This is a genomic window from Streptomyces sp. GESEQ-35, from assembly GCF_017948485.1.
Taxonomy (GTDB): domain Bacteria; phylum Actinomycetota; class Actinomycetes; order Streptomycetales; family Streptomycetaceae; genus Streptomyces.
The window spans coordinates 66,547-86,567 of record NZ_JAFFSX010000018.1; the positions used below are offsets into that span (position 1 = coordinate 66,547).

Consider the following 20,021-nt stretch of genomic DNA (forward strand, 5'->3'; position numbering starts at 1 on the left):
GGTGACAAAGGGAGTGCGCCTTTGCGTCTGCCGGGTTCTGTTATCGGGCGAGTGCGGGTTGTGGGTGGCTTGTCGCGCAGTTCCCCGCGCCCCTGAGGTCGGGACGTGCTGCCGGGGTTGCCAGGGACTGGTCGTAGCGGTGCAGGACCAGGCGGGCCATCGCCGGGTGGGTGCCCAGCGGGGCCGAGGCTATCCACGGGGCCGCCTCCGCGCACTGGGTGGCGAAGTAGCCGGGGGCCGTGAAGTAGGAGGCCATGGCTATGTTGCGGCAGCCGCGGGCGGCGAGGGTGCGCAGGGCTTCCTGGACCGTGGGCTTCGCTGCCGACGCGTAGGCGGGGATCACCGGTACGCCCAGGCGGTCGGAGAGGAGCTGTGCCGTGCGGCCGGTGTCTGTCGCCGACTCGGGGTCCCGGGAGCCTGCCGCGGCCAGGACCACTCCACGCCCGTCCGCTCTCTTGCGCCAGCCCGCCTCGACCAGGCGGTCGTACAGGGCGTCCACGAGGAGGGGGTGGGGGCCGAGTGCGGCGGCCACGCGGGTGCGGGCCGGGGCGGCGGCGGCCATTTCCGGGATGTCGCGCTTGACGTGGTAGCCGCGGCTGAGGAGGAGCGGTACCAGGACGGCTTCGGCGGTGCCGAGTGCGGCGAGGGTGTCGGGGAGCAGCGGCTCGTTCAGCTCGATGTGGCCCAGGTGCACGGGCAGGCCGGGGCGCAGCTCGCGGACGTGGTCGACCAGGGCGGTGACCGTGCGCAGCGTGCGCGGGTCGCGGCTGCCGTGGGCCACGAGGACCAGGGCGGGCGGCTGGGGGCGCCGCCTGCCGTCCAGCGATACGAGGCTGAGCTGGCCGGCCAGCTGGCTGGAGATCCGGTTCATGATGTGCGCCGTACTGTCGAGGGTCGTGGACTCGTCGTGAAGTGGTTTCGACGCCGTCATGAACCGATGGTGGCGGCGGGAGGTTGCGGCCCCGTTGCGCGGGCATCACGGGTTTTTTCGGGGGGTTCACGGTGGGGTGCATGGGGTGTGTGAGCTGCCGTGACCTGCGGTTTCCGTGGGGAAGGTGAAGCTGGTCACGTGGCCAGGGCCGAACCGGAGGGGCCGACCGGACGTCTGTGAGTGTCGAGAGCCCACCGGGGAGGGACCGTGAGAGTGCGCCGTCTGAGACTTCGCCGGCCTCACCTGCCGCGCACCCGCACCGGGCAGCGCCGGCTGGTGCAGGCCGTGATGCTCGGGTGTGTGGTGGCGCTGCTTCCGGCGACCTGGATGTACGTCGTGACCGGTGACCGGCTGCGGACCACGGCGGACGTGCCCCGCACCGACGTCGCGGTCGTCTTCGGCGCCGGTCTGTGGGACGGCGAGCCGTCGCCGTATCTCGCGCACCGGCTGGACGCGGCGGCCGAGCTCTACCGCGAGGGCCGGATCAAGGTCGTCCTCGTCACCGGCGACAACAGCCGCGAGGAGTACGACGAGCCCGACGCGATGCGCACCTACCTGACCCGGCAGGGCGTGCCGGACGCGCGGATCGTCAGTGACTACGCGGGCTTCGACACCTGGGACTCCTGCGTCCGCGCGAAGAAGATCTTCGGGGTGGACCGGGCCGTGCTGATCAGCCAGGGGTTCCACATCCGGCGGGCGGTCGCGCTGTGCCAGGAGGCGGGGGTGCTGTCGTACGGCGTCGGGGTGACCGACGTACATGACGCCACCTGGTACTACGGCGGTGTCCGCGAGCTGCTCGCCGCCGGGAAGGCCGCCCTGGACGCGGTGTTCGAGCCGGATCCGCGGTTCCTGGGGCCGAAGGAGCCGGGAGTGGCGCGGGCGTTGGCGGCGGAGCGCTGAGGAAGCGGGAGCAGGGCGTCCGGTTCGGGACGGATTCGGGATGGATTCGGGACGGATGATGCGCGTGGGTGACAGAGGCGTGGCTGCTGTGGATGTGCGGTGCGATGCCGTGAGAGGCCCATGACAACCCCGTTCAGCAGGCGCCGGCCGAGACAGTCTTGTGGTGACCCCGGGGGCGGGACCACTGCCCCGCCCCCGGGGACGTACCACTTGTGCCCCTCACGGCAGACGGGCGGTCGCGGGGAGGTCGCCGTCCCGGCCGTGTAACAAAGAGCCGTCCCGGCGCGTAACAAGGACGAAGCATGCTGAATGGCATGCAGAACTCCGTGACGCCCACGCACTGCCCGTACTGCGCCCTTCAGTGCGGGATGAATCTGACGCCGGCCCCCGACGGGACCGTCGAGGTGACGGAGCGTGCGGACTTCCCGGTGAACCGGGGCGCGCTGTGCGGCAAGGGCCGTACGGCGCCGGCGGTGCTCTCGTCAACGGTGCGTCTGACCTCCCCGTTGGTGCGCTCCGAGGGCAAGCTCGTGCCCGCCTCCTGGGACGAGGCACTGGACCGGATCGCCGAGGGGCTGTCCCGCACGCGCACGGAGCATGGTCCGGACGCGTGCGGGGTCTTCGGCGGCGGCGGGCTGACGAACGAGAAGGCGTACACGCTCGGCAAGTTCGCGCGCGTGGTGCTGGGCACCTCACAGATCGACTACAACGGCCGCTTCTGCATGTCGTCGGCGGCGGCCGCGGGGACGAAGGCGTTCGGGCTGGACCGGGGACTGCCGTTTCCGTTGGAGGACATCCCCAGAACGGGGTGTGTGATCCTCGTCGGCTCGAACCTCGCGGAAACGATGCCGCCGTCGCTCAGGTTCTTCAACGAGCTGCGCGAGAACGGCGGCACGCTGATCGTCATCGACCCGCGCCGCACGAAGACCGCCGAGCAGGCAGACCTGCACCTGGCGCCCCGGCCGGGTACCGACCTCGCGCTGGCGCTGGGACTGCTGCACCTGGTCGTCGCCGAGGGCCGCACGGACGAGGAGTACATCCGCGAGCGCACGTCCGGCTGGGAGGAGGCGCGGGCCGCCGCGATGGCGCACTGGCCGGAGTACGTGGAGCGGATCACCGGCGTCCACGTCCCCCAACTCCGGGAAGCCGTACGGATGTTCTGCGAGCCCGAGGCCGCGATGGTGCTCACCGCGCGCGGACCCGAGCAGCAGTCCAAGGGCACCGACACGGTGGGCGCCTGGATCAACCTGTGCCTGGCGACCGGACGGGCCGGCCGGCCGCTGTCCGGCTACGGCTGTCTGACCGGGCAGGGCAACGGACAGGGCGGGCGCGAACACGGCCAGAAGGCCGACCAGCTGCCGGGCTACCGCAAGCTGACCGACCCGGCGGCCCGCCGGCATGTGGCGGAGGTGTGGGGCGTGGACCCGGACTCGCTGCCGGGGCCGGGGCGGAGTGCGTACGAGTTGCTGGACGCGCTGGGTACGGATATTCGGGCGTTGTTGCTGATGGCCTCCAACCCGGTGGTGTCGGCGCCGCGCGCCGGGCACATCGAGGAGCGCATCAAGTCCCTTGATTTCCTTGCCGTGTGCGATGTCGTGCTGTCGGAGACGGCGGCGCTGGCGGACGTCGTCCTCCCGGTCACCCAGTGGGCGGAGGAGACGGGGACCATGACCAATCTGGAGGGCCGCGTCCTGCTGCGCCGGCAGGCGATCACCCCGCCCGAGGGCATCCGCAGCGACCTCGACGTCATGCACGAACTGGCCGACCGGCTCGGCGTGGAGAAGGGCTTCCCGACCGACGCCGAGGAGGTCTTCGAGGAGTTGCGCCGGGCGAGCGCGGGCGGGCCCGCGGACTATTCCGGGATCACCTATCGCAGGCTGGTGGAGGAGAACGGGGTGTTCTGGCCGTGTCCGACGCCGGCGGCTGACCCCGGGGACGGTGAGGACGAGTCGCTCGACGCACGGGACGACGAGACGGGCGTCCACCCCGGCACCCCCCGCCTGTTCCTCGACCGCTTCGCCACGGAGGACGGCCGCGCCCGCTTCGTCCCCGTCTCGCACCGGGCGACCGCGGAGGAGCCGGACGACGAGTACCCGGTGTTCCTGACGACCGGCCGGGTCGTCGCCCAGTACCAGTCCGGCGCCCAGACCCGGCGCGTGGACGAGCTGAACGCCGCCGCGCCGGGCCCGTTCGTGGAGCTGCACCCGCGACTGGCCGAGCGGCTCGGCGCCAAGGAGGGCGAACCCCTGGCGGTCGTGTCCCGGCGGGGACGGGCGGTGGCGCCCGCGCGGATCACGAACACGATCCGTCCGGACACCGTCTTCATGCCGTTCCACTGGTACGGCGAGGGCCGCGCCAACACCTTGACGAATCCGGCACTGGACCCGACCTCCCGCATGCCGGAGTTCAAGGCGTGTGCGGTTCGCTTGGAGACCGTGAAGCCGTAGCGCCGGTTCAGCGCCGGGCGGCCGACCAGTCCCCGCCCTCCAACGGCCTCCCCCGCGCCCGCAGTCGTACGACGACCGCGGGCGCGGCGACGTACACCCAGGCGCGTACGGCCGCCCCGTCCACGTCCCGCGTCACGTCACGTGCGACGCGCTCGTAGAGGTTGCGCGGGTCGCCGGGGGCGTACTCCTCCAACTGGTCGAGGGCGGCGAGGAGTTCGCCGTACGCCTCGGGGAGGGCGGTGACGAGTTCCCCGTACACGACACCGCCTGCGGCGTCTTCCACGGCGTACGGGTAGCCGGGCCCGTCATACAGCACCGCGCCCGTGAGCCGTCCGGGCTCCTCGGCCTCGGTGCGGCCGCGCAGGAAGAGGTCGTGGTTGGGCTCGCCGGGGCGGAGGGTGCCGTAGACGAAGAACGGAAGTCGCTCAGAGCTCACAGAAACGATTCTCTCTCCACACACATCTCCTCAGCAGCGCCATGGACATGGCAGGTCAGCGGCCCCTTGAATCGCAGGACCGCAAGAAAGATCACCGCCCCCGTCCCCCTGCGCCCGCCCCAGGCGCTTCCCTGGCTTCCCTGAGGAGATCCATGAGCCGTATTCGGATACGGACCGGGAACATCCGAGGTTCCCGTCTCGCCGCGGCCGGTACGGCGGCCACCGCAGCCGCCGCTCTGCTGGCCGCCGTCCTCTCCCCCACCGCGAACGCGGTCGACCGGCCGACTGCGCTCGAGAACGCGGCAGCGGCCCTCACCGAGCACGCGACCGCCCTCGGTCTCACCTCCGCCCAGGACACCAAGGTCCGGGACGTCATCGTGGACGCGGACGGCACGCAGCACGTCCGCTACGACCGGACGTACCGTCATCTCCCGGTGCTGGGCGGCGACTTCGTGATCCATCTGGCCCCGGACGGTACGTACCGGAATGTCTCGCGCGCGACTCGTCAGGCGGTGGCGCTGTCGAGCGTGACTCCGACGCTGTCGGGGCCGAAGGCGGCGGACCTGGCGGCCAACGCCCTACGGGCGGCCAACTTGGGCGAGACGCTGAAGAAGTTGACGTCGAGGCCGCAGCTGGTCGTCGACGCCCTGCACGGCGCCCCGAAGCTGGCCTGGCGGACGGACGCGACGGCTCAGGACTCACTCGGCAACCCGGTCGCGCGCACGGTGCTGACCGATGCCGCCACGGGCGACCAGATCGACGCCTGGGACGTCCTCCATACGGCGACGGGAGACGGGAAGTCGCTGTACGCGGGGACGGTCCCGCTGGAGACGACGGCGAACGGATCGTCGTACGGCCTTCAGGACCCGACGCGCGGAAACACGTACACGGGCGACGCGGCGAACAAGACGGACCTCTGCCTGCTGACGACGATCTGCCTGAGCCGCGCCCCCTCCACGGTGTTCACCGACTCCGACAACCACTGGGGCACGGGCACGGCGACCGACCGCGCGTCGGCGGCGGTGGACGCGCAGTACGGCACGGACGTCACCTGGGACTACTACAAGAACGTGCATGGCCGTTCCGGTATCCGCGGTGACGGCGTGGGCTCGTTCAACCGCGTGCACTACGGGACGCGCTACAACAACGCCTTCTGGGACGACAGTTGCTTCTGCATGACGTACGGGGACGGTGACGGGACGCAGCTCGGCCCGCTGGTGTCGTTGGACGTCGCCGGGCACGAGATGTCGCACGGCGTGACGTCGTCGACGGCGGCGCTGACGTACTCGGGCGAGTCCGGGGGCCTGAACGAGGCGACGTCCGACATCTTCGGCACGCTGGTGGAGTTCTATGCGGCGAATGCCTCGGACCCCGGTGACTGGATGATCGGCGAGAAGATCGTCCGCTCGGGCCTCGGGCGGGATGCTCTGAGGTACATGGACAAGCCGTCCAAGGACGGCAACTCGGTGGACTGCTGGAGCACCGGGACCGCGAAGCTGGACGTCCACTATTCGTCGGGCGTCGGCAACCACTTCGCATATCTGCTGGCGGAGGGGAGCGGGGCGAAGACGATCGGCGGGGTTGCTCATAACTCGCCTACGTGTGACGGGTCTTCGGTTGCGGGGATCGGGCGGGGGAAGCTGGGGGCGATCTGGTATCGGGCGTTGACCGTGTATATGACGTCGTCGACCGATTACGCGGGGGCTCGGGTGGCTACGTTGAGTGCGGCTGCGGATCTTTATGGGGCCGGGAGCGTTGAGCACGACGCCGTGGCTGCGGCTTGGAGTGCGGTGGGCGTGGGGTGAGTTCACCGCGTTATCCGCCGCCGTTCAGGCGTCGCTCCAGGACTTCGAGGTCCTCCTTCAGGCCCTCCACCTGAGGGCTGTGGTCGTCCGCGAGGGCGAGGGACCGGTCGACATCCCGGATCAGGTCGTCGTCGCAGGGCGTGAGGTCCGAGGGAGCGACGGCGTGTATCCAGTCCAGGTAATCGGGGGCCTTGTCGACCGGGCCCAGGAACGCGACGGTACCGGCCGGGATCAGCTCCTTCTCGGCCCCCTCGCGGAACTCGACGTCCACGAGATAGAGGCTCGCGTCGTACGACTCGATGCCCCCGATCGTGAACAGGACGCGTTCCACCTCGCCGGCAGCCAGGTCGTACGCGCCCTTGACCACAGCAGTGACGGGCGCGCCCCGCTCGGTCAATTCGGAGAAGTCGACGTCGTAGTTGGCGGTGATCTCCGTGTCGCCGCCCGTGTTGGGGAGGCAGCCGCCGGGGCCCGTACCGCCGTACAGTGCCTTCTCCCTGCGCACGGTGAACCGGAACTCCGTGATCGCCGCCTTCAGGTCACCGCGGTTGCGCAGGGTGAAGGCCAGCCGAGTGGCCAGGGTGGTGCCGGCACGGAATGACTTCCCCTCCTTGAACTCGGCCGGAATCCGGGCAGGTTCGGGAAACTGCCGGGACAGCACCTCCAGGGCGGGCCGCTTCACCGGCGAAGGCGACGGTTCTTCGGCGAACGGATTGGGCAGCCACCCGAAGAAGACGGTGACGAAGGCCAGTACGGCCGCCGTGCCCACCGCGGTCAGACTGGCGCGCCAACCCCCGGTCCCGGTCCCGCTTCCGTTCGCGTTGCCGTTGCCGTTGCCGGACGAAGGGTCGGACGAACCCTCTCCGCGGTTTGCCGGTCCCGGCGCCCCATCCGTCATACCCCCGCCACCCGCCGTAGCCCCAGGCCTGCCGACAGCACTGGCCGTCCGTCCATCGTGGCCCGGCGCGGGCACCCGGCGCACCCGGAACAGCCCGCTCCCGCCTGCGGCTTCCCGTCCTAGGCGGCATACGGTCGCTTCTCTCGCGCCTCCCGCAACCCCCTCCCCCACCACACCAACTGATCCAGCATCGCCTTCGCCGCCGCGTCCGGCATGGACGGATCCTTCAAGCGTCCGTCGTCGTCGAAGGACGCCCCCGCGTTGTGGAAGGACACGGTGTCGCGGATCGTCACGGCGTGGAGTTCGGCGTAGACCTGACGCAGGTGTTCCACGGCCCGCAGGCCGGCGGGGAAGGAGTGGTTGTACTCGGGGGTCGGGGCGAGGGAGGTCGGGAGGGAGATCTCGGCTACGTCCACCACCTGGGGGACGAGGTCGTCATGGTCCCGGATGCGGTCGAGGAGCCAGTCGGCCACGACCGGGCCGAAGCGGCCGTGGCGGTTGCTGCCGATGACGAGGGTCAGGTTGAGGGGGCGTTCGGGGACGGCGCGAGAGCGGTTTTGGTGTCCATGGGGCACAGCCTCGTATCTCAACCTTGGTTGAGGTCAAGCTTCGGGGCGCCGACCCCAGGGTCACCCGTTCACACCCTCGCCCCCGCACCCTTCGGGTTCTTTTCCGACGGCTACCGCCCACACGCCGGTGACCTGCTGAAACGCCGGCACGGAAGGCCGCACGAATCTCCCGCCCGACACCCGTTCACCCCATTTCCGGCGCCCGCTCAGGAAGCGCGCTCGGCCTCGTGGCCTTTTCCTCGGAAGGGAAACCAGTGCTGATCTCGAGGGAGCACCGATGCGACGTACCGCCCGCCTGCTGTCCGGTGCCGCACTCGCCGTCGCCGCCGCGGGCCTCGGCACCGCGCCCGCGTACGCTGCGGACGCCGGCAGTCTCGACGTGTATCCGTCCTCCGTCGTCCCGGGCGGCCAGGTCTCGGTGAACACGACGGCGTGCGGGGACACGGGGACGGCGGCGGGGGACGCCAGCGCGGTCGGCGCGGGGGCGTTCACGCTGGCGCCGAGCACCCACGAGGACAACGCCATCGGGCAGTTCAGGGTGCCGCCGAGCGCGCAGCCGGGGACGTACGAGATCGTCGCGACCTGCGCAAAGGACGGTAAGCGGGTGGCGGGCGACCTGGTGGTCACGCTGACCGCGGCCCGAGAACAGGTGCACCCCAGAGGCAGTGTGAAGACGGGGGTCGGCGGCGCACTCGGCCCCGACCCCGTGCAGACCGCGGCCGGCATTGCGGCTCTCGCCGTCGCCGCCGCGGGCGGTACCTGGCTCCTGCATCGCCGGGCGAGAGGCGACGGGATCTGACGGACACCCTCCGCTGTCCGTCCGCCGGTACCGCACGTCCCCTCCCCCTCCGGGTCCGACGCCCCTCGCGGCTCGGAGGGGGATCGGGGCCGGCTCCAAGGGGTCGCTCCAGGAGGTCACCATGCGCAGGCCGGGCAAACCCGCCATAGCGAACGGCGCGATAGCCGCCGTGACCGTGACCGCACTGTGCTCCGGCGCGTGGCTGCTGAGCAGCGGCACCCGGACGCACGCCCCGCCTCAGCCGTCCACCGGAGAGGCACACGCCGAAGCGTCCGTACGGCAGTCCACCGCGCCCGGCCTGCCGCCCTCCCCGCCCGACCGCATCCGCATCCCGTCGATCCGCGTGAACGCCCCCCTGATGGGCCTCGGGCTGACGAGGACCGGCAGTCTCGACGTGCCGCCGGCCGCGGAGAAGAACCTCGCCGGCTGGTACGAGGACGGCACCACCCCCGGCGAGACGGGCACCGCCATCGTCGCCGGGCACGTCGACAACACCGACGGCCCCGCCGTCTTCTACGGCCTCGGCGCCCTCAGGAAGGGCAGCACGGTGGAGGTGGACCGGCGTGACGGGGGTGTCGCCCTGTTCACCGTGGACGCCGTCGAGGTGTACGGCGCGAAGGACTTCCCCGACGAGAAGGTGTACGGGGCGGCGCGGCGGCCCGAGCTGCGGGTGATCACCTGTGGCGGGGGCTACTCACGGACGACCGGCTATCAGGGGAACGTGGTCGTCTTCGCGCATCTGACAGGCAGCCGCTGACACGCACCCGACCGGCAGCCGTTGACACGATTCAGGCCGGGTCGGCAAGGGGGTAATCGGACTCACGCACACGTCCCTCACATATATGGCGAAAAGGTGATCTTGACCTGAGCGGTGAGCGCGCCGGACCGTAGCAGTCAGCGGAGGTGACATGGCTGCCACGGCGTACAAGGGGACGGCCGGCGTCGAAGCGGTGGTGCGGCAGGACGCCGCGCTGCTGGAGGACGACCTGCGGGAGTTCATCGGGTCGCTGGCCGTCGAGGAATCCGGGGACATGTACGCCACGGCCTTGAGCCGCTGCCTCTACGCGCCGGTCGCCGATGCCCTCGCCTCCAAGGTGGGGCAGGCGGCCCTGTCTCCGGATCGAGGGGCACCCGGTCACGACGGGCCGCGATTACGGCCCTCGATGGTCTATTGGGCGTACCGCAACTACCGCGGCTTCCCGGGCGAGACCGGTGACGACGCCGCGGACCTGGCGGTGGTCCGCCGCACCGCCGTCGCCGTACGGATCCTGCTGAAGGCAGCGGTCGCGCTCGACGACATCCAGGACGGCAGCGACGTGCGGTACGGCGAGCCCACCCTGCACCGCACCCATGGGATACCGCTCGCCCTCAACACCGGTTCCTGGCTGATCATGGCGGCGCTGCGGCACGCGGCCGATCCGGCGGTGGCGGCCAGTCTGATCCGCGCGGTGAGCAACGGCTTCACCGGCCAGGCGGGCGACATGTCGGCACGGACCGCCCGCACCCGCGCCGACCTGCTCGCCGCGCCGCGCGGGGAGCGGGTGCGCTTCTGGGAGTCGGTGGCGGCGCTGAAGACCGGGACGCTGTTCTGGATGCCGCTGGACGCGGCGGTCGCCGGGCTCGGCGTCGTCGAGGACGAGCGGCGCGCGCTGGACGACGCGATGCGGCGGCTCGGGCTGGCGAGCCAGTTGTTCAACGATCTGACCGACGTCGTGCCGGAGCTGGGCGGCGCCAACACCCACGAGGACTTCGACGGCTTGAGCAACCGGGTCTTCCTGGAGCTGCTGGACTCCGCGGAGCCGCCTGCCGCGGGTGAGCAGCTGAAGTCGTTCGTGCTCGGGCATCCGAGGTTCCAGCGGACCCTCCTCGAACTCTCCGCCGAGGCAGTCGAGTTGAAGCGCTCGGCGAAGGAGGCCGTACACCGCGTGTGCCGCTCGGCGCGCAGTGCGGCGTACTTCGATGTGACGATCGAGCGCAAGGGTCACCTCATCGACCGGCTCCACGAGACGGTCCGGCAGCGGAGCGGCGTATAACGGCTCTCGCACGAGGCGCCGCCCCCGCACTGCCACCGCACCCCGAACCAGAACATTCCGGACACCGTCCATCGCGCGCCTCCCTGGGCGTGAGCTGCTGAAACCCGACGCCTCCAGGCTGGCCCGGACCAGGTTCGTAGACGATGGTGGGGGCACGGAAGCCGGTGGTTCGGTTACCCTCACCGGCCTCGCCTCACAGCCCGCCACCTGCGTGCCGTCCGAACCCTCACACACTCTCCCCGCCCCCGCTGAGGGCAGCGTTCCCCGCGGGAAACAGACGTGATGCGGTCGGGTAACACCGGCACCGCACGCTCAGGGGCATGACCTCGAATACGCGTGTGGTGGTGATCGGCGCCGGCCTCGCGGGCGTACGTCTCGCCCGGCGGCTCGGTGAGCTCGGCACGCCCGCGACGCTGGTCGGTGAGGAGGAGCACCGCCCGTACAACCGGGTGCTGCTCGCCGAGGTGCTGGCCGGCCGGTACGCCCCCGAGGTGATCGCCCTGCCGGCCCCCGCCGGGCTCGTCCGCACCCGGGTCACCGGGATCGACCGCGCCGAGCGGCAGGTGGAGTGCGCGGACGGTTCGAAGATCGCATACGACACGCTGGTCCTGGCCACCGGCTCCAACCCCGTGCTCCCGCCCCTGCGCGGCCTGTTCACCCCCGACCACGAACTGCCCGAGGGCGTCCACGCGTTCCGCACCATGGACGACTGCCTCGGCCTGTCCAAGGCGGTACGGCCGGGCGTGCGCGCGGTCGTCATCGGCGGCGGGCTCCTCGGGGTCTCCGCGGCCCGGGCGCTCGCCATGCGCGGCGCGCAGGTCGTCCTCGCCCAGCAGTCCGAGCGGCTCATGGAGCGCCAGCTCGACCCGGGCGCCTCGAAGCTGGTGCTGCGGCATCTGAAGGACCTCGGCGTCGAGGTTCACACCGAGTGCCGGGTGCGCGACGTGCGCTGCGTCGGCGGCGCCGTCCGCTCGGTCGAGTTGGCCGACGGATACGCCCTCGACGCCGACCTCGTCGTCCTGGCCTGCGGGGTCCACCCGCGCGTGGGCCTCGCCCAGATCGCGGGACTGGCCGTCCGCAAGGGCGTCATCGTCGACGACGAACTGCGTACGTCCGACCCGCACATCCGGGCGATCGGCGACTGCGCCCAGCACGACGGCGTCCTGTACGGGCTCGCCACGCCGGCCCTCGAACAGGCCGACGTACTCGCGGAGTCGCTGGCCGGGGAAGGCAACGCCCGCTACACCGGCACCCGTTCGCTGACCCGGCTCACCCTGAACGGGACGGACGCGTTCGACCTCGCCGCGTTCGGCGAGACCGTGCCGCGGCCGGGCGACGACGTCGTCCAGCTCGCCGACGCCACCCGCGGCACCTACCGCAAGGTCGTCGTCCGCGACGACCGCGTGGTCGGCGGCGTACTGGTCGGCGAACTCGGCACCGTCGGCGCCCTGGCCCGCGCCTGGGAGGGAGCAGAGCCGCTCCCCGCCGACGGCGCCCCCCTGCTCCACCTGCTCACCAACGATGGAGGCTCCTGAATGACCGCCACTGAGGGGGCCACCCCCACGATCGTGCTCGTCGGCCATGGCATGGTCGGCCAGCGCTTCCTCGAAGCGCTCGCCGAGCGCGGCATGACCGCCACGCACCGCGTGGTCGTGCTGTGCGAGGAGCCGCGCCCCGCGTACGACCGCGTCGCCCTCACCTCGTACTTCTCGGGCAGGACACCCGAGGACCTCTCGATGACGGACATGGAGTTCATCGAGAAGGAGGGCATCGAGCTGTACGTCGGTGACCCGGCGGAGACGATCGACCGCGAGGCGAAGAAGGTGACCGCCCGCTCGGGCCTGGTCGTCGACTACGACATCCTCGTCCTGGCCACCGGCTCCTTCCCGTTCGTGCCGCCGGTCCCGGGCAAGGACGCCAAGGGCTGCTTCGTCTACCGCACGATCGAGGACCTCCTCGCCATCGAGGAGTACGCCGGGACGCGCACGACCGGTGCCGTGGTCGGCGGCGGTCTGCTCGGCCTGGAGGCCGCGGGTGCGCTGAAGGGGCTCGGACTCACCAGCCACATCGTCGAGTTCGCGCCGCGGCTGATGCCGGTGCAGGTGGACGACGGCGGCGGCGCCGCGCTGCTGCGCACCATCGAGGAGATGGGCCTGTCCGTCCACACCGGTGTGGGCACGCAGGAGATCGTCGTCGACGAGGACGGCGCGGTCACCGGCATGAAGCTGTCCGACGGCTCCGAACTCGCCACCGATCTGGTCGTGTTCAGCGCCGGTGTCCGCCCCCGCGACCAGCTGGCCCGCGCCTCGGGCCTCGCGGTCGGCGAGCGCGGCGGCATCTCGGTCGACGAGCAGTGCCGTACGGTCTCCGACCCGCATGTGTTCGCGATCGGCGAGTGCGCGCTGGCGTCGGACGGCCGGGTGTACGGCCTGGTGGCCCCCGGTTACGAGCAGGCCGAGACGGCCGCGGCCGCCATCGCCGCCGACGAGGCCGAGGAACTGACGTTCACCGGCGCCGACCTCTCCACCAAGCTGAAGCTGCTCGGTGTGGACGTGGCGTCCTTCGGCGACGCGCACGGTGCGACCGAGGACTGCCTGGACGTCGTCTACTCCGACTCCCGCGCGGGCCTGTACAAGAAGCTGGTCATCGGCCGCGACGGCACCCTGCTCGGCGGCATCCTGGTCGGCGACGCGGAGGCGTACGGCACGCTGAAGGCCTTCACCGGCTCCGTCCCGCCGGTCTCGCCCGAGTCGCTGGTGCTGCCCGCCGGCGCCGGAGAGTCCACCCAGCTCGGTCCGACCGCGCTGCCGGACGACGCGATCATCTGCTCCTGCAACAACGTCCGCAAGGGCACGATCCGCGGCGCGGTCACCGAGCACAACTGCACCACCGTGCCCGAGGTGAAGAAGTGCACCAAGGCCGGGACGACCTGCGGCAGTTGCGTCAAGGTCCTCGGCCAGCTGGTCACCGCCGAACTCGAGGCGAGCGGTGTCGTGGTCGACAAGGGCCTGTGCGGCTGCTTCGCACAGACCCGCGAGGAGCTGTACGAGATCGTCCTCGCCCTGCACATCAACACCTACCAGGACCTGCTGGACCGCTACGGCCGCGAGGACGCCCGGGGCGGCGACGGCTGCGAGATCTGCAAGCCGGCGGTCGCCTCGATCATCGCCTCCCTCGCCCCGACCATCGGCGCCGACGGTTACGTCCTGGACGGCGAGCAGGCCACCCTTCAGGACACCAACGACCACTTCCTCGCCAACCTCCAGAAGAACGGCTCGTACTCGGTCGTTCCCCGTATCCCCGGCGGTGAGATCACCCCCGAGGGCCTGATCGTCATCGGCGAGATCGCCCGCGACTTCGGCCTCTACACGAAGATCACCGGCGGTCAGCGGATCGACATGTTCGGCGCGCGGGTCGAGCAACTCCCGCTGATCTGGACGAGGCTGGTGGATGCCGGCTTCGAGTCCGGGCACGCCTACGGCAAGTCGCTGCGCACGGTGAAGTCCTGTGTCGGCCAGACCTGGTGCCGCTACGGCGTCCAGGACTCGGTCCGCATGGCGATCGACCTGGAGCTGCGCTACCGGGGGCTCAGGTCGCCCCACAAGCTGAAGTCGGCGGTCTCCGGCTGCGCCCGCGAGTGCGCCGAGGCCCAGTCGAAGGACTTCGGCGTCATCGCCACCGCGGGCGGCTGGAACCTGTACGTCGGCGGCAACGGCGGCGCCACCCCGCGCCACGCGGACCTGTTGGCCCAGGACCTCGACGACGCCGGGCTGATCAGGCTGATCGACCGCTTCCTGATGTTCTACATCCGCACGGCGGACCGCCTGGAGCGCACGTCGACCTGGCTGGAGCGCATCCCCGGCGGCCTGGACCACGTACGCGACGTGGTCGTGGAGGACTCCCTCGGTATCTGCGAGGAGCTGGAGACGCTGATGACCGCGCACGTCGCCAACTACCGCGACGAGTGGTCCGCCACCATCAACGACCCCGAGAAGCTCGCCCGGTTCGTGTCCTTCGTGAACGCGCCGGACACCCCCGACCCGGTCGTCGGCTTCGTTCCCGAGCGCGACCAGATCAAGCCCGACCTGCCGCTGCTGTCCATCGGCATGCGCCCCGCTGAAGACGTCCTGGAAGGAACCGCCCAGCGATGACCCTGGCACCCGAGACGACCGATCTGATGGTCCAACTGCGCCTCGACGACGGCTGGTTCACGGTCTGCGACCTGAACGTCCTGCTGCCGGGCCGCGGTGTGGCGGCCCTGCTGCCGGACGGCCGGCAGGCGGCGCTCTTCCGCGACCGGGCGGGCAGGCTGTACGCCATCGACAACCGCGATCCGTTCAGCGGCGCGGCGGTCCTCTCCCGCGGCCTCACCGGCACCCACAAGGGCCGCCCCTTCGTCGCCTCGCCGCTGCTGAAGCAGCGCTTCGACCTGGAGTCCGGGCAGTGCCTGGACGACGAGGCGGTGCGGGTGGGGACGTACGAGGTGCGGACGGCCTAGACAGACCGATGCTGCTTGATTCGGTACCGCTCCCCTCAGCCGAGGATGAGCGGGAGCCTCGAAGCGGCCGGCTCGCCCAGCGCGGCCGTCTCCGCGGCGGTCGGTGTGCGCCGTCCGGTGCCGATCAGCAGCGCGTCCCGGTCGGAGAACGAGGCGGGAAACGCGGTCCCGGCGATCTTCTCCAGTGACGCACGTGCCGCCGCGAGGGTCTCGGCGGGCGGCCCGGCGGCCGACGGCAGGTGTGCGATCAGGTCGAGGTGGTGCAGCGTCCATTCGAGCACGTACGCGGACAGGTAGTCGCCGACGGTCAGCACCTTGTCCTGGGTGCTGACGACGGCGGCGGGATCGGCGAGTCCGGCGGCGCGTCCCGCTGCGGAACCGACGTCGTCGAGATGGAACTTGAGCCACCGCGGCTCGCCGTAGGCGGTGGCCAGTCGGGGGATCAGCGCATCGAGCGGGTCGTCGCCGGTCGGGGGTTCGGCGAGGAGTTCCCAGTAGGTGACCGCGTCCGCGGTCGGTTCCGTATCGGCGGGTGTGACCAGGGTGATCAGGACGTCCTGGGCGTCGATGACCAGGTGGCACACCAGATCCCGCACGCGCCAGCCGGTACAGCCGGACGGTCGCTCGAAGTCCTCGTCCGGGGTTTCGGCGACCGCCGCCAGCAACGCGCTCCAGGAGCGGGAGAAGAGATCCACTGCGGCACGGTAGTGCGGGACCGGAACGGCGGACAAGCGTATTCCGCGGCTCATCGGCAGGCCTGCAACGCGGGCGGGCGCGCGCCGTGCACCACGGCCACCGCCGCGAGGGCGACCGCCAGGCCGACGGCGGTCTGCGGGGTGAACGGCTCGCCGAACATCGCGGCGCCCCAGATCGCCGTGACGGGCGCCATCAGGAACATGAGTGTGTTGACCCCGGTCACCCCGGAGCGCTGGAGCACCAGCCAGTAGAGGCCGTATCCGCCGAACGTCGACAGGGCCACGAGCCACACGATCGCCATCCAGAACGACCCTGTGGAGGGCGGTACGGCGCCCCCGGTTGCGAGGGCGGCGCCCGTGAAGACGAGCGCGCTGGTGGTGCAGTGGACGGTCATCGACACCAGGGGCGTGGCGTGCTTCGGGGAACGCTGGTCGAGGAATGTGGCCGCCACCAGGGAAAGCATTCCCGCGAAGGGGACGAGATAGGTCCACCAGGCGACACCGGTGTTCGCCGCGGCGTCAGCCGTGGTGACGAGGGCGACGCCGCCGAGACCCAGACACAGGCCGAGCCACTGCCTGGCCGAGACGTACTGACGCAGCAGCGGGCCGGCCAGCGCGCCCGCGACAAGGGGCTGGGTGCCGTCGATCAGGGCGGTCGTGCCGCTGGAGACGCCGAACTGGATCGCGTAGTAGACGGTGAGCAGGTAGCCGCTCTGGGAGAGCAGCCCGATCACGGTCTGTCGCGCCACGTCGCGCGCGGTCAGTCCCCGCCACGACGCTCTGCGGCTGCCGACGGCCACGGCGACGAGGATGACGGCCAGTGGCAGGAACCGCCACATCAGGATCGTCACGGCGGTCGAACTTTCCGTACCGAGCTTGGCGCCGACGAATCCCGAGCTCCAGCAGAGCACGAAGGCGACGGAGAGGAGAAGGTTCACGGTTCACCACCCCACGGCGACTATACAGATCGGTATACCTCAGGTCGTGGACCCCACTATACAGATCGGTATACTTGGCTGCCATGGGCACCCGAAGGATCACGAGGATCACGATGACGCCCGGCGCGCGCCGCGTTCTCACCGCCGCGTCACGGCTGTTCTACGAGCACGGCATCCACGCGGTCGGCGTGGACCTGATCGCCGCCGAGGCCGGGGTGACGAAGAAGACGCTCTACGACCGCTTCGGCTCCAAGGACCAGGTCGTCGTGGAGTACCTCGCCGACCGCGACGAGCGCTGGCGGGCGTTTCTCGCGGAGCGGCTCGCGGGCGTGGAGTCGGGACCCGTCGACCGGGTTCTCGCGGTCTTCGACGCCTCCCGGTCATGGATGACCGAGAGCAGCCCGAAGGGGTGCAGCATGGTCAACGCCCACGCCGAGATCAGCGATCCCTCCCACCCGGCCTACGCGATCATCACCGGCCAGAAGGAGTGGATGCTGGAGCTCTTCGCCGATCTGGTCCGTCAGGTCGCCCCGGACCGGGCCCAGGAGCCGGCCCGCACACTGATGCTGCTCCACGAGGGGGCACTGGTCGCCCACGGCCTGCGCATCTTTCCCGACCCGATCGGCCACGCGCGCGACGAGGCGCGCAAGGTTGTCGAAGAAGCGGCGAACGGCGGACCCTTCAGACCTTCAACCCCTCGTACGCCACCCCGGTCAACCGCTCCGACGCCTCCCAAAGGCGTTCGCCCGCCCGGTCGTTGAGGGTCCAGGAGGCGCGCCGGGACGGTCCCGGTGAACCCCGCCAGCCGACGAATGACGGGCCGGTGAAGGAGTCGGGGCGTACGTCGGGGGCGGTGGCGGCGTACAGGGCGGGCAGGGCGCCGCTCTCCGCGGGCTGGGCGATGATCCGGCTGCCCAGGTGCCTCATGCGTTCGGTGAGCTTGTTGCCCGTCATGCGTGGCCCGGCGGTGTGGAGGTCGGTGTCGGCGTAGCCGGGGTGCGCGGCGGCGGCCACGAGGTCCGAGCCGGCGGCGGCCGTACGGCGGGCCAGCTCGTGGGTGAAGAGCAGGTTGGCCGTCTTGGAGCGGGCGTAGGCGGTCCAACGGCTGTAGCGTCGTTCGCTGTTGAGGTCGTCGATGTCGATGTTGGACAGGGCGTGCATAAAGCTGGAGACGGTCACGACACGCGCCCCGTTGGTGGCGTTCAGCACCGGCAGCAGCAGTCCGGTGAGCGCGAAGTGGCCGAGGTGGTTGACCCCGAACTGTGTCTCGAAGCCGTCCGCCGTCGTTCCGTACGGCAGCGCCATCACCCCGGCGTTGTTGACGAGCAGATCCAGCCGCTCGTACGGATACCAGGCCGCGAACCCTCGTACGGAACCGAGGTCCGCGAGGTCCAGCCGGCCGAACTCCACGTCCGTGTCCGGAACTTCGGTGACCAGCCGGTCCCCGGCCTCATGGCCGCGCGCCTCGCTGCGGCAGGCGAGCACCACGCGGGCGCCCTTGCGCGCCAGCTCCCGCGCGGTCGCGTACCCGATGCCGCTGTTGGCGCCGGTGACGACGGCGACGCGGCCGGTCTGGTCGGGCATGTCACTCGCGTTCCAGCCGGGCATGACGGGGCTCCCTCCGGTGTGCGGACCCGATTCAGCCTACGGCGGCGAGCGGCCGGCGCGGCCCTCCGACGCGTACTCGGCCGCCACAGCCTGTCCATGACCCGTCAACCCACTGTGCCCGAGGGTAGTAACTCCGTGCCCCTAACGTCCCTCAGCGCACGACCCCGTCGCCGATCGGCGGCGGGGCGGTCACGCCACCCTTGGAGCGAAGAGTGGAACGTCGTACCCTCCTGCGTGCGGCCGTCCTCGGCGGGTCCTCCGCCGTGTTCGGCGGAACCCTGTGGCGCGGCGCCGCGTATGCCGCGCCCGCACAGCCCGGCACGGGCCCCTACGGAGCGCTCGGCTCGCCGGACGCCAATGGCATCAGACTGCCGAGCGGCTTCACCGGCCGGGTGATCGCCCGCTCCGGCCAGACGGTGCCCGGCACGTCGTACACCTGGCACAACGCCCCTGACGGCGGGGCCTGTTACGCCGACGGCAGCGGTTGGATCTATGTCTCCAACTCGGAGATCAACCCGTCCGGCGGCGCGAGCGCGGTGAAGTTCTCGTCGACGGGCTCGATCACGTCGGCGTACCGCATCCTGTCCAACACCCGGCAGAACTGCGCGGGCGGCAAGACCCCGTGGAACACCTGGCTGTCCTGCGAGGAGGTGTCCCTCGGCTACGTCTACGAGACGGACCCGTGGGGCGTGAACACGGCCACGCGCCGCGACGCGATGGGCCGCTTCAAGCACGAGGCCGCCGCCGCGGACCCGGTGCGCCAGGTGATCTACCTGACCGAGGACGAGACGAACGGCCGCCTCTACCGCTTCGTACCGACGACCTGGGGCAACCTCTCCTCCGGCACCCTTCAGGTCATGGTCGCCGGCACCGCCACATCGGGTTCCTTCACCTGGGCGAACGTGCCCGACCCGGACGGCTCCCCGACCTCGACCCGCACCCAGGTCTCCGGCTCCAAGTCCTTCAACGGCGGCGAGGGCTGCCACTACGCCGACGACACGGTCTGGTTCACCACCAAGGGCGACAACCGTGTCTGGCAGCTCAACCTGACGAACAACACCTACGAGTTGGCGTACGACGACTCCCTGGTGACGTCGGGCACGGCCCCCCTCACCGGCGTCGACAACATCACCGGCTCCTCCTCCGGTGACCTCTTCGTCGCCGAGGACGGCGGCAACATGGAGATCTGCGTCATCACACCGGACGACGTCATCGCGCCGTTCCTGCGCATCGACGGGCAGTCGGGCTCGGAGATCACCGGCCCGGCCCTCTCGCCGGGCGGGTCGCGGCTGTACTTCTCCAGCCAGCGGGGGACGAGCGGGAGTTCGTCCGGTGGGATCACGTACGAGGTGACGGGGCCGTTCCGGTCCTGACCGCCGTCCCGGGGCGCGGCGTGGCGCCGGCCGCAGCCGGCGTCACGCTCCGTCCGCACCCGAGGGCACGCAGGGCGCCGGGAGCGAAGAT

The 20,021-nt window shown here is 70.9% G+C and carries 18 protein-coding genes; 11 read left to right on the forward strand and 7 right to left on the reverse strand.

Going from position 1 to position 20,021, the window contains the following annotated elements; genetic code table 11:
- Positions 1–40: 40 nt before the first annotated feature.
- Positions 41–931, reverse strand: coding sequence for a sirohydrochlorin chelatase (locus KCH87_RS29850; protein WP_210589406.1), 891 nt, complete (start codon positions 929–931; stop codon positions 41–43).
- Positions 932–1,144: 213 nt separating this feature from the next.
- Between KCH87_RS29850 and KCH87_RS29855 the strand changes: the two genes are divergently transcribed.
- Positions 1,145–1,831 carry a vancomycin high temperature exclusion protein gene (locus KCH87_RS29855; protein ID WP_210589665.1) on the forward strand — a complete coding sequence of 229 codons (687 nt, stop codon included), beginning with the start codon at positions 1,145–1,147 and terminating at the stop codon, positions 1,829–1,831.
- Positions 1,832–2,145: 314 nt separating this feature from the next.
- Complete coding sequence (locus KCH87_RS29860) at positions 2,146–4,278, forward strand: molybdopterin oxidoreductase family protein (RefSeq protein WP_210589668.1); 2,133 nt, start codon at positions 2,146–2,148, stop codon at positions 4,276–4,278.
- Between the two features lie 7 nt (positions 4,279–4,285).
- Here the strand turns inward: KCH87_RS29860 and KCH87_RS29865 are convergent, their stop codons facing one another.
- On the reverse strand, positions 4,286–4,714 hold the full coding sequence (locus tag KCH87_RS29865; RefSeq protein WP_210589407.1) for a gamma-glutamylcyclotransferase family protein: 429 nt from the start codon (positions 4,712–4,714) through the stop codon (positions 4,286–4,288).
- Positions 4,715–4,866: 152 nt separating this feature from the next.
- Here KCH87_RS29865 and KCH87_RS29870 point away from each other — a divergent pair, with 152 nt between their 5' ends.
- Positions 4,867–6,519, forward strand: a complete 1,653-nt coding sequence (locus tag KCH87_RS29870) for a M4 family metallopeptidase (protein ID WP_210589408.1) — start codon at positions 4,867–4,869, stop codon at positions 6,517–6,519.
- A gap of 10 nt (positions 6,520–6,529) precedes the next feature.
- Here KCH87_RS29870 and KCH87_RS29875 read toward each other — a convergent pair whose 3' ends face one another.
- Positions 6,530–7,288 (reverse strand): hypothetical protein, encoded by a 759-nt coding sequence (locus tag KCH87_RS29875; protein ID WP_210589409.1) that lies wholly within the window; start codon positions 7,286–7,288, stop codon positions 6,530–6,532.
- 248 nt (positions 7,289–7,536) lie between these two features.
- Complete coding sequence (locus tag KCH87_RS29880; RefSeq protein ID WP_308298945.1) at positions 7,537–7,992, reverse strand: NADPH-dependent FMN reductase; 456 nt, start codon at positions 7,990–7,992, stop codon at positions 7,537–7,539.
- A 271-nt stretch (positions 7,993–8,263) separates the two neighbouring features.
- Between KCH87_RS29880 and KCH87_RS29885 the strand changes: the two genes are divergently transcribed.
- From KCH87_RS29885 to nirD, 6 genes are all read left to right on the forward strand, one after another.
- Positions 8,264–8,785: a hypothetical protein gene (locus KCH87_RS29885; RefSeq protein WP_210589411.1), complete on the forward strand. Its 522-nt coding sequence runs from the start codon at positions 8,264–8,266 to the stop codon at positions 8,783–8,785.
- Between the two features lie 121 nt (positions 8,786–8,906).
- A complete protein-coding gene (locus tag KCH87_RS29890) occupies positions 8,907–9,542 on the forward strand; it encodes a class F sortase (RefSeq protein WP_210589412.1) in 636 nt (211 codons plus the stop codon).
- A gap of 151 nt (positions 9,543–9,693) precedes the next feature.
- On the forward strand, positions 9,694–10,818 hold the full coding sequence (locus tag KCH87_RS29895) for a polyprenyl synthetase family protein (protein WP_210589413.1): 1,125 nt from the start codon (positions 9,694–9,696) through the stop codon (positions 10,816–10,818).
- A gap of 320 nt (positions 10,819–11,138) precedes the next feature.
- Positions 11,139–12,353, forward strand: coding sequence for an NAD(P)/FAD-dependent oxidoreductase (locus KCH87_RS29900; protein ID WP_210589414.1), 1,215 nt, complete (start codon positions 11,139–11,141; stop codon positions 12,351–12,353).
- On the forward strand, positions 12,354–14,969 hold the full coding sequence (gene nirB / locus KCH87_RS29905) for a nitrite reductase large subunit NirB (RefSeq protein ID WP_210589415.1): 2,616 nt from the start codon (positions 12,354–12,356) through the stop codon (positions 14,967–14,969). It begins immediately after the preceding gene.
- Entirely contained in the window at positions 14,966–15,316 is a 351-nt protein-coding gene (gene nirD / locus KCH87_RS29910) for a nitrite reductase small subunit NirD (RefSeq protein ID WP_210589416.1), read from the forward strand. Before nirB ends, nirD begins: the two co-directional genes overlap by 4 nt.
- A gap of 35 nt (positions 15,317–15,351) precedes the next feature.
- Here the strand turns inward: nirD and KCH87_RS29915 are convergent, their stop codons facing one another.
- Both KCH87_RS29915 and KCH87_RS29920 read right to left on the reverse strand, forming a co-directional pair.
- Positions 15,352–16,011: a maleylpyruvate isomerase N-terminal domain-containing protein gene (locus KCH87_RS29915; protein WP_210589417.1), complete on the reverse strand. Its 660-nt coding sequence runs from the start codon at positions 16,009–16,011 to the stop codon at positions 15,352–15,354.
- A 50-nt stretch (positions 16,012–16,061) separates the two neighbouring features.
- A complete protein-coding gene (locus tag KCH87_RS29920; protein ID WP_210589418.1) occupies positions 16,062–16,949 on the reverse strand; it encodes a DMT family transporter in 888 nt (295 codons plus the stop codon).
- A gap of 113 nt (positions 16,950–17,062) precedes the next feature.
- On the opposite strand from KCH87_RS29920, the gene KCH87_RS29925 reads away from it, so the two are divergent.
- Complete coding sequence (locus KCH87_RS29925) at positions 17,063–17,710, forward strand: TetR/AcrR family transcriptional regulator (protein WP_210589670.1); 648 nt, start codon at positions 17,063–17,065, stop codon at positions 17,708–17,710.
- On the opposite strand, the gene KCH87_RS29930 is transcribed toward KCH87_RS29925, so the two are convergent.
- Positions 17,631–18,557 carry an oxidoreductase gene (locus KCH87_RS29930; protein ID WP_210589419.1) on the reverse strand — a complete coding sequence of 309 codons (927 nt, stop codon included), beginning with the start codon at positions 18,555–18,557 and terminating at the stop codon, positions 17,631–17,633. The genes KCH87_RS29925 and KCH87_RS29930 overlap by 80 nt on opposite strands.
- Positions 18,558–18,769: 212 nt before the next feature.
- On the opposite strand from KCH87_RS29930, the gene KCH87_RS29935 reads away from it, so the two are divergent.
- On the forward strand, positions 18,770–19,930 hold the full coding sequence (locus KCH87_RS29935) for an alkaline phosphatase PhoX (protein WP_210589420.1): 1,161 nt from the start codon (positions 18,770–18,772) through the stop codon (positions 19,928–19,930).
- The last annotated feature ends 91 nt before the right edge of the window (positions 19,931–20,021 follow it).

Bases quoted from the DNA above. Each gene is read 5' to 3' on its own strand.
- KCH87_RS29850 (WP_210589406.1), bottom strand. From the start codon at position 931: ATGACGGCGTCGAAACCACTTCACGACGAGTCCACGACCCTCGACAGT.
- KCH87_RS29860 (WP_210589668.1), top strand. From the start codon at position 2,146: ATGCAGAACTCCGTGACGCCCACGCACTGCCCGTACTGCGCCCTTCAG.
- KCH87_RS29870 (WP_210589408.1), top strand. From the start codon at position 4,867: ATGAGCCGTATTCGGATACGGACCGGGAACATCCGAGGTTCCCGTCTC.
- KCH87_RS29885 (WP_210589411.1), top strand. From the start codon at position 8,264: ATGCGACGTACCGCCCGCCTGCTGTCCGGTGCCGCACTCGCCGTCGCC.
- KCH87_RS29890 (WP_210589412.1), top strand. From the start codon at position 8,907: ATGCGCAGGCCGGGCAAACCCGCCATAGCGAACGGCGCGATAGCCGCC.
- KCH87_RS29895 (WP_210589413.1), top strand. From the start codon at position 9,694: ATGGCTGCCACGGCGTACAAGGGGACGGCCGGCGTCGAAGCGGTGGTG.
- KCH87_RS29900 (WP_210589414.1), top strand. From the start codon at position 11,139: ATGACCTCGAATACGCGTGTGGTGGTGATCGGCGCCGGCCTCGCGGGC.
- nirB (WP_210589415.1), top strand. From the start codon at position 12,354: ATGACCGCCACTGAGGGGGCCACCCCCACGATCGTGCTCGTCGGCCAT.
- nirD (WP_210589416.1), top strand. From the start codon at position 14,966: ATGACCCTGGCACCCGAGACGACCGATCTGATGGTCCAACTGCGCCTC.
- KCH87_RS29925 (WP_210589670.1), top strand. From the start codon at position 17,063: ATGACGCCCGGCGCGCGCCGCGTTCTCACCGCCGCGTCACGGCTGTTC.
- KCH87_RS29930 (WP_210589419.1), bottom strand. From the start codon at position 18,557: ATGCCCGGCTGGAACGCGAGTGACATGCCCGACCAGACCGGCCGCGTC.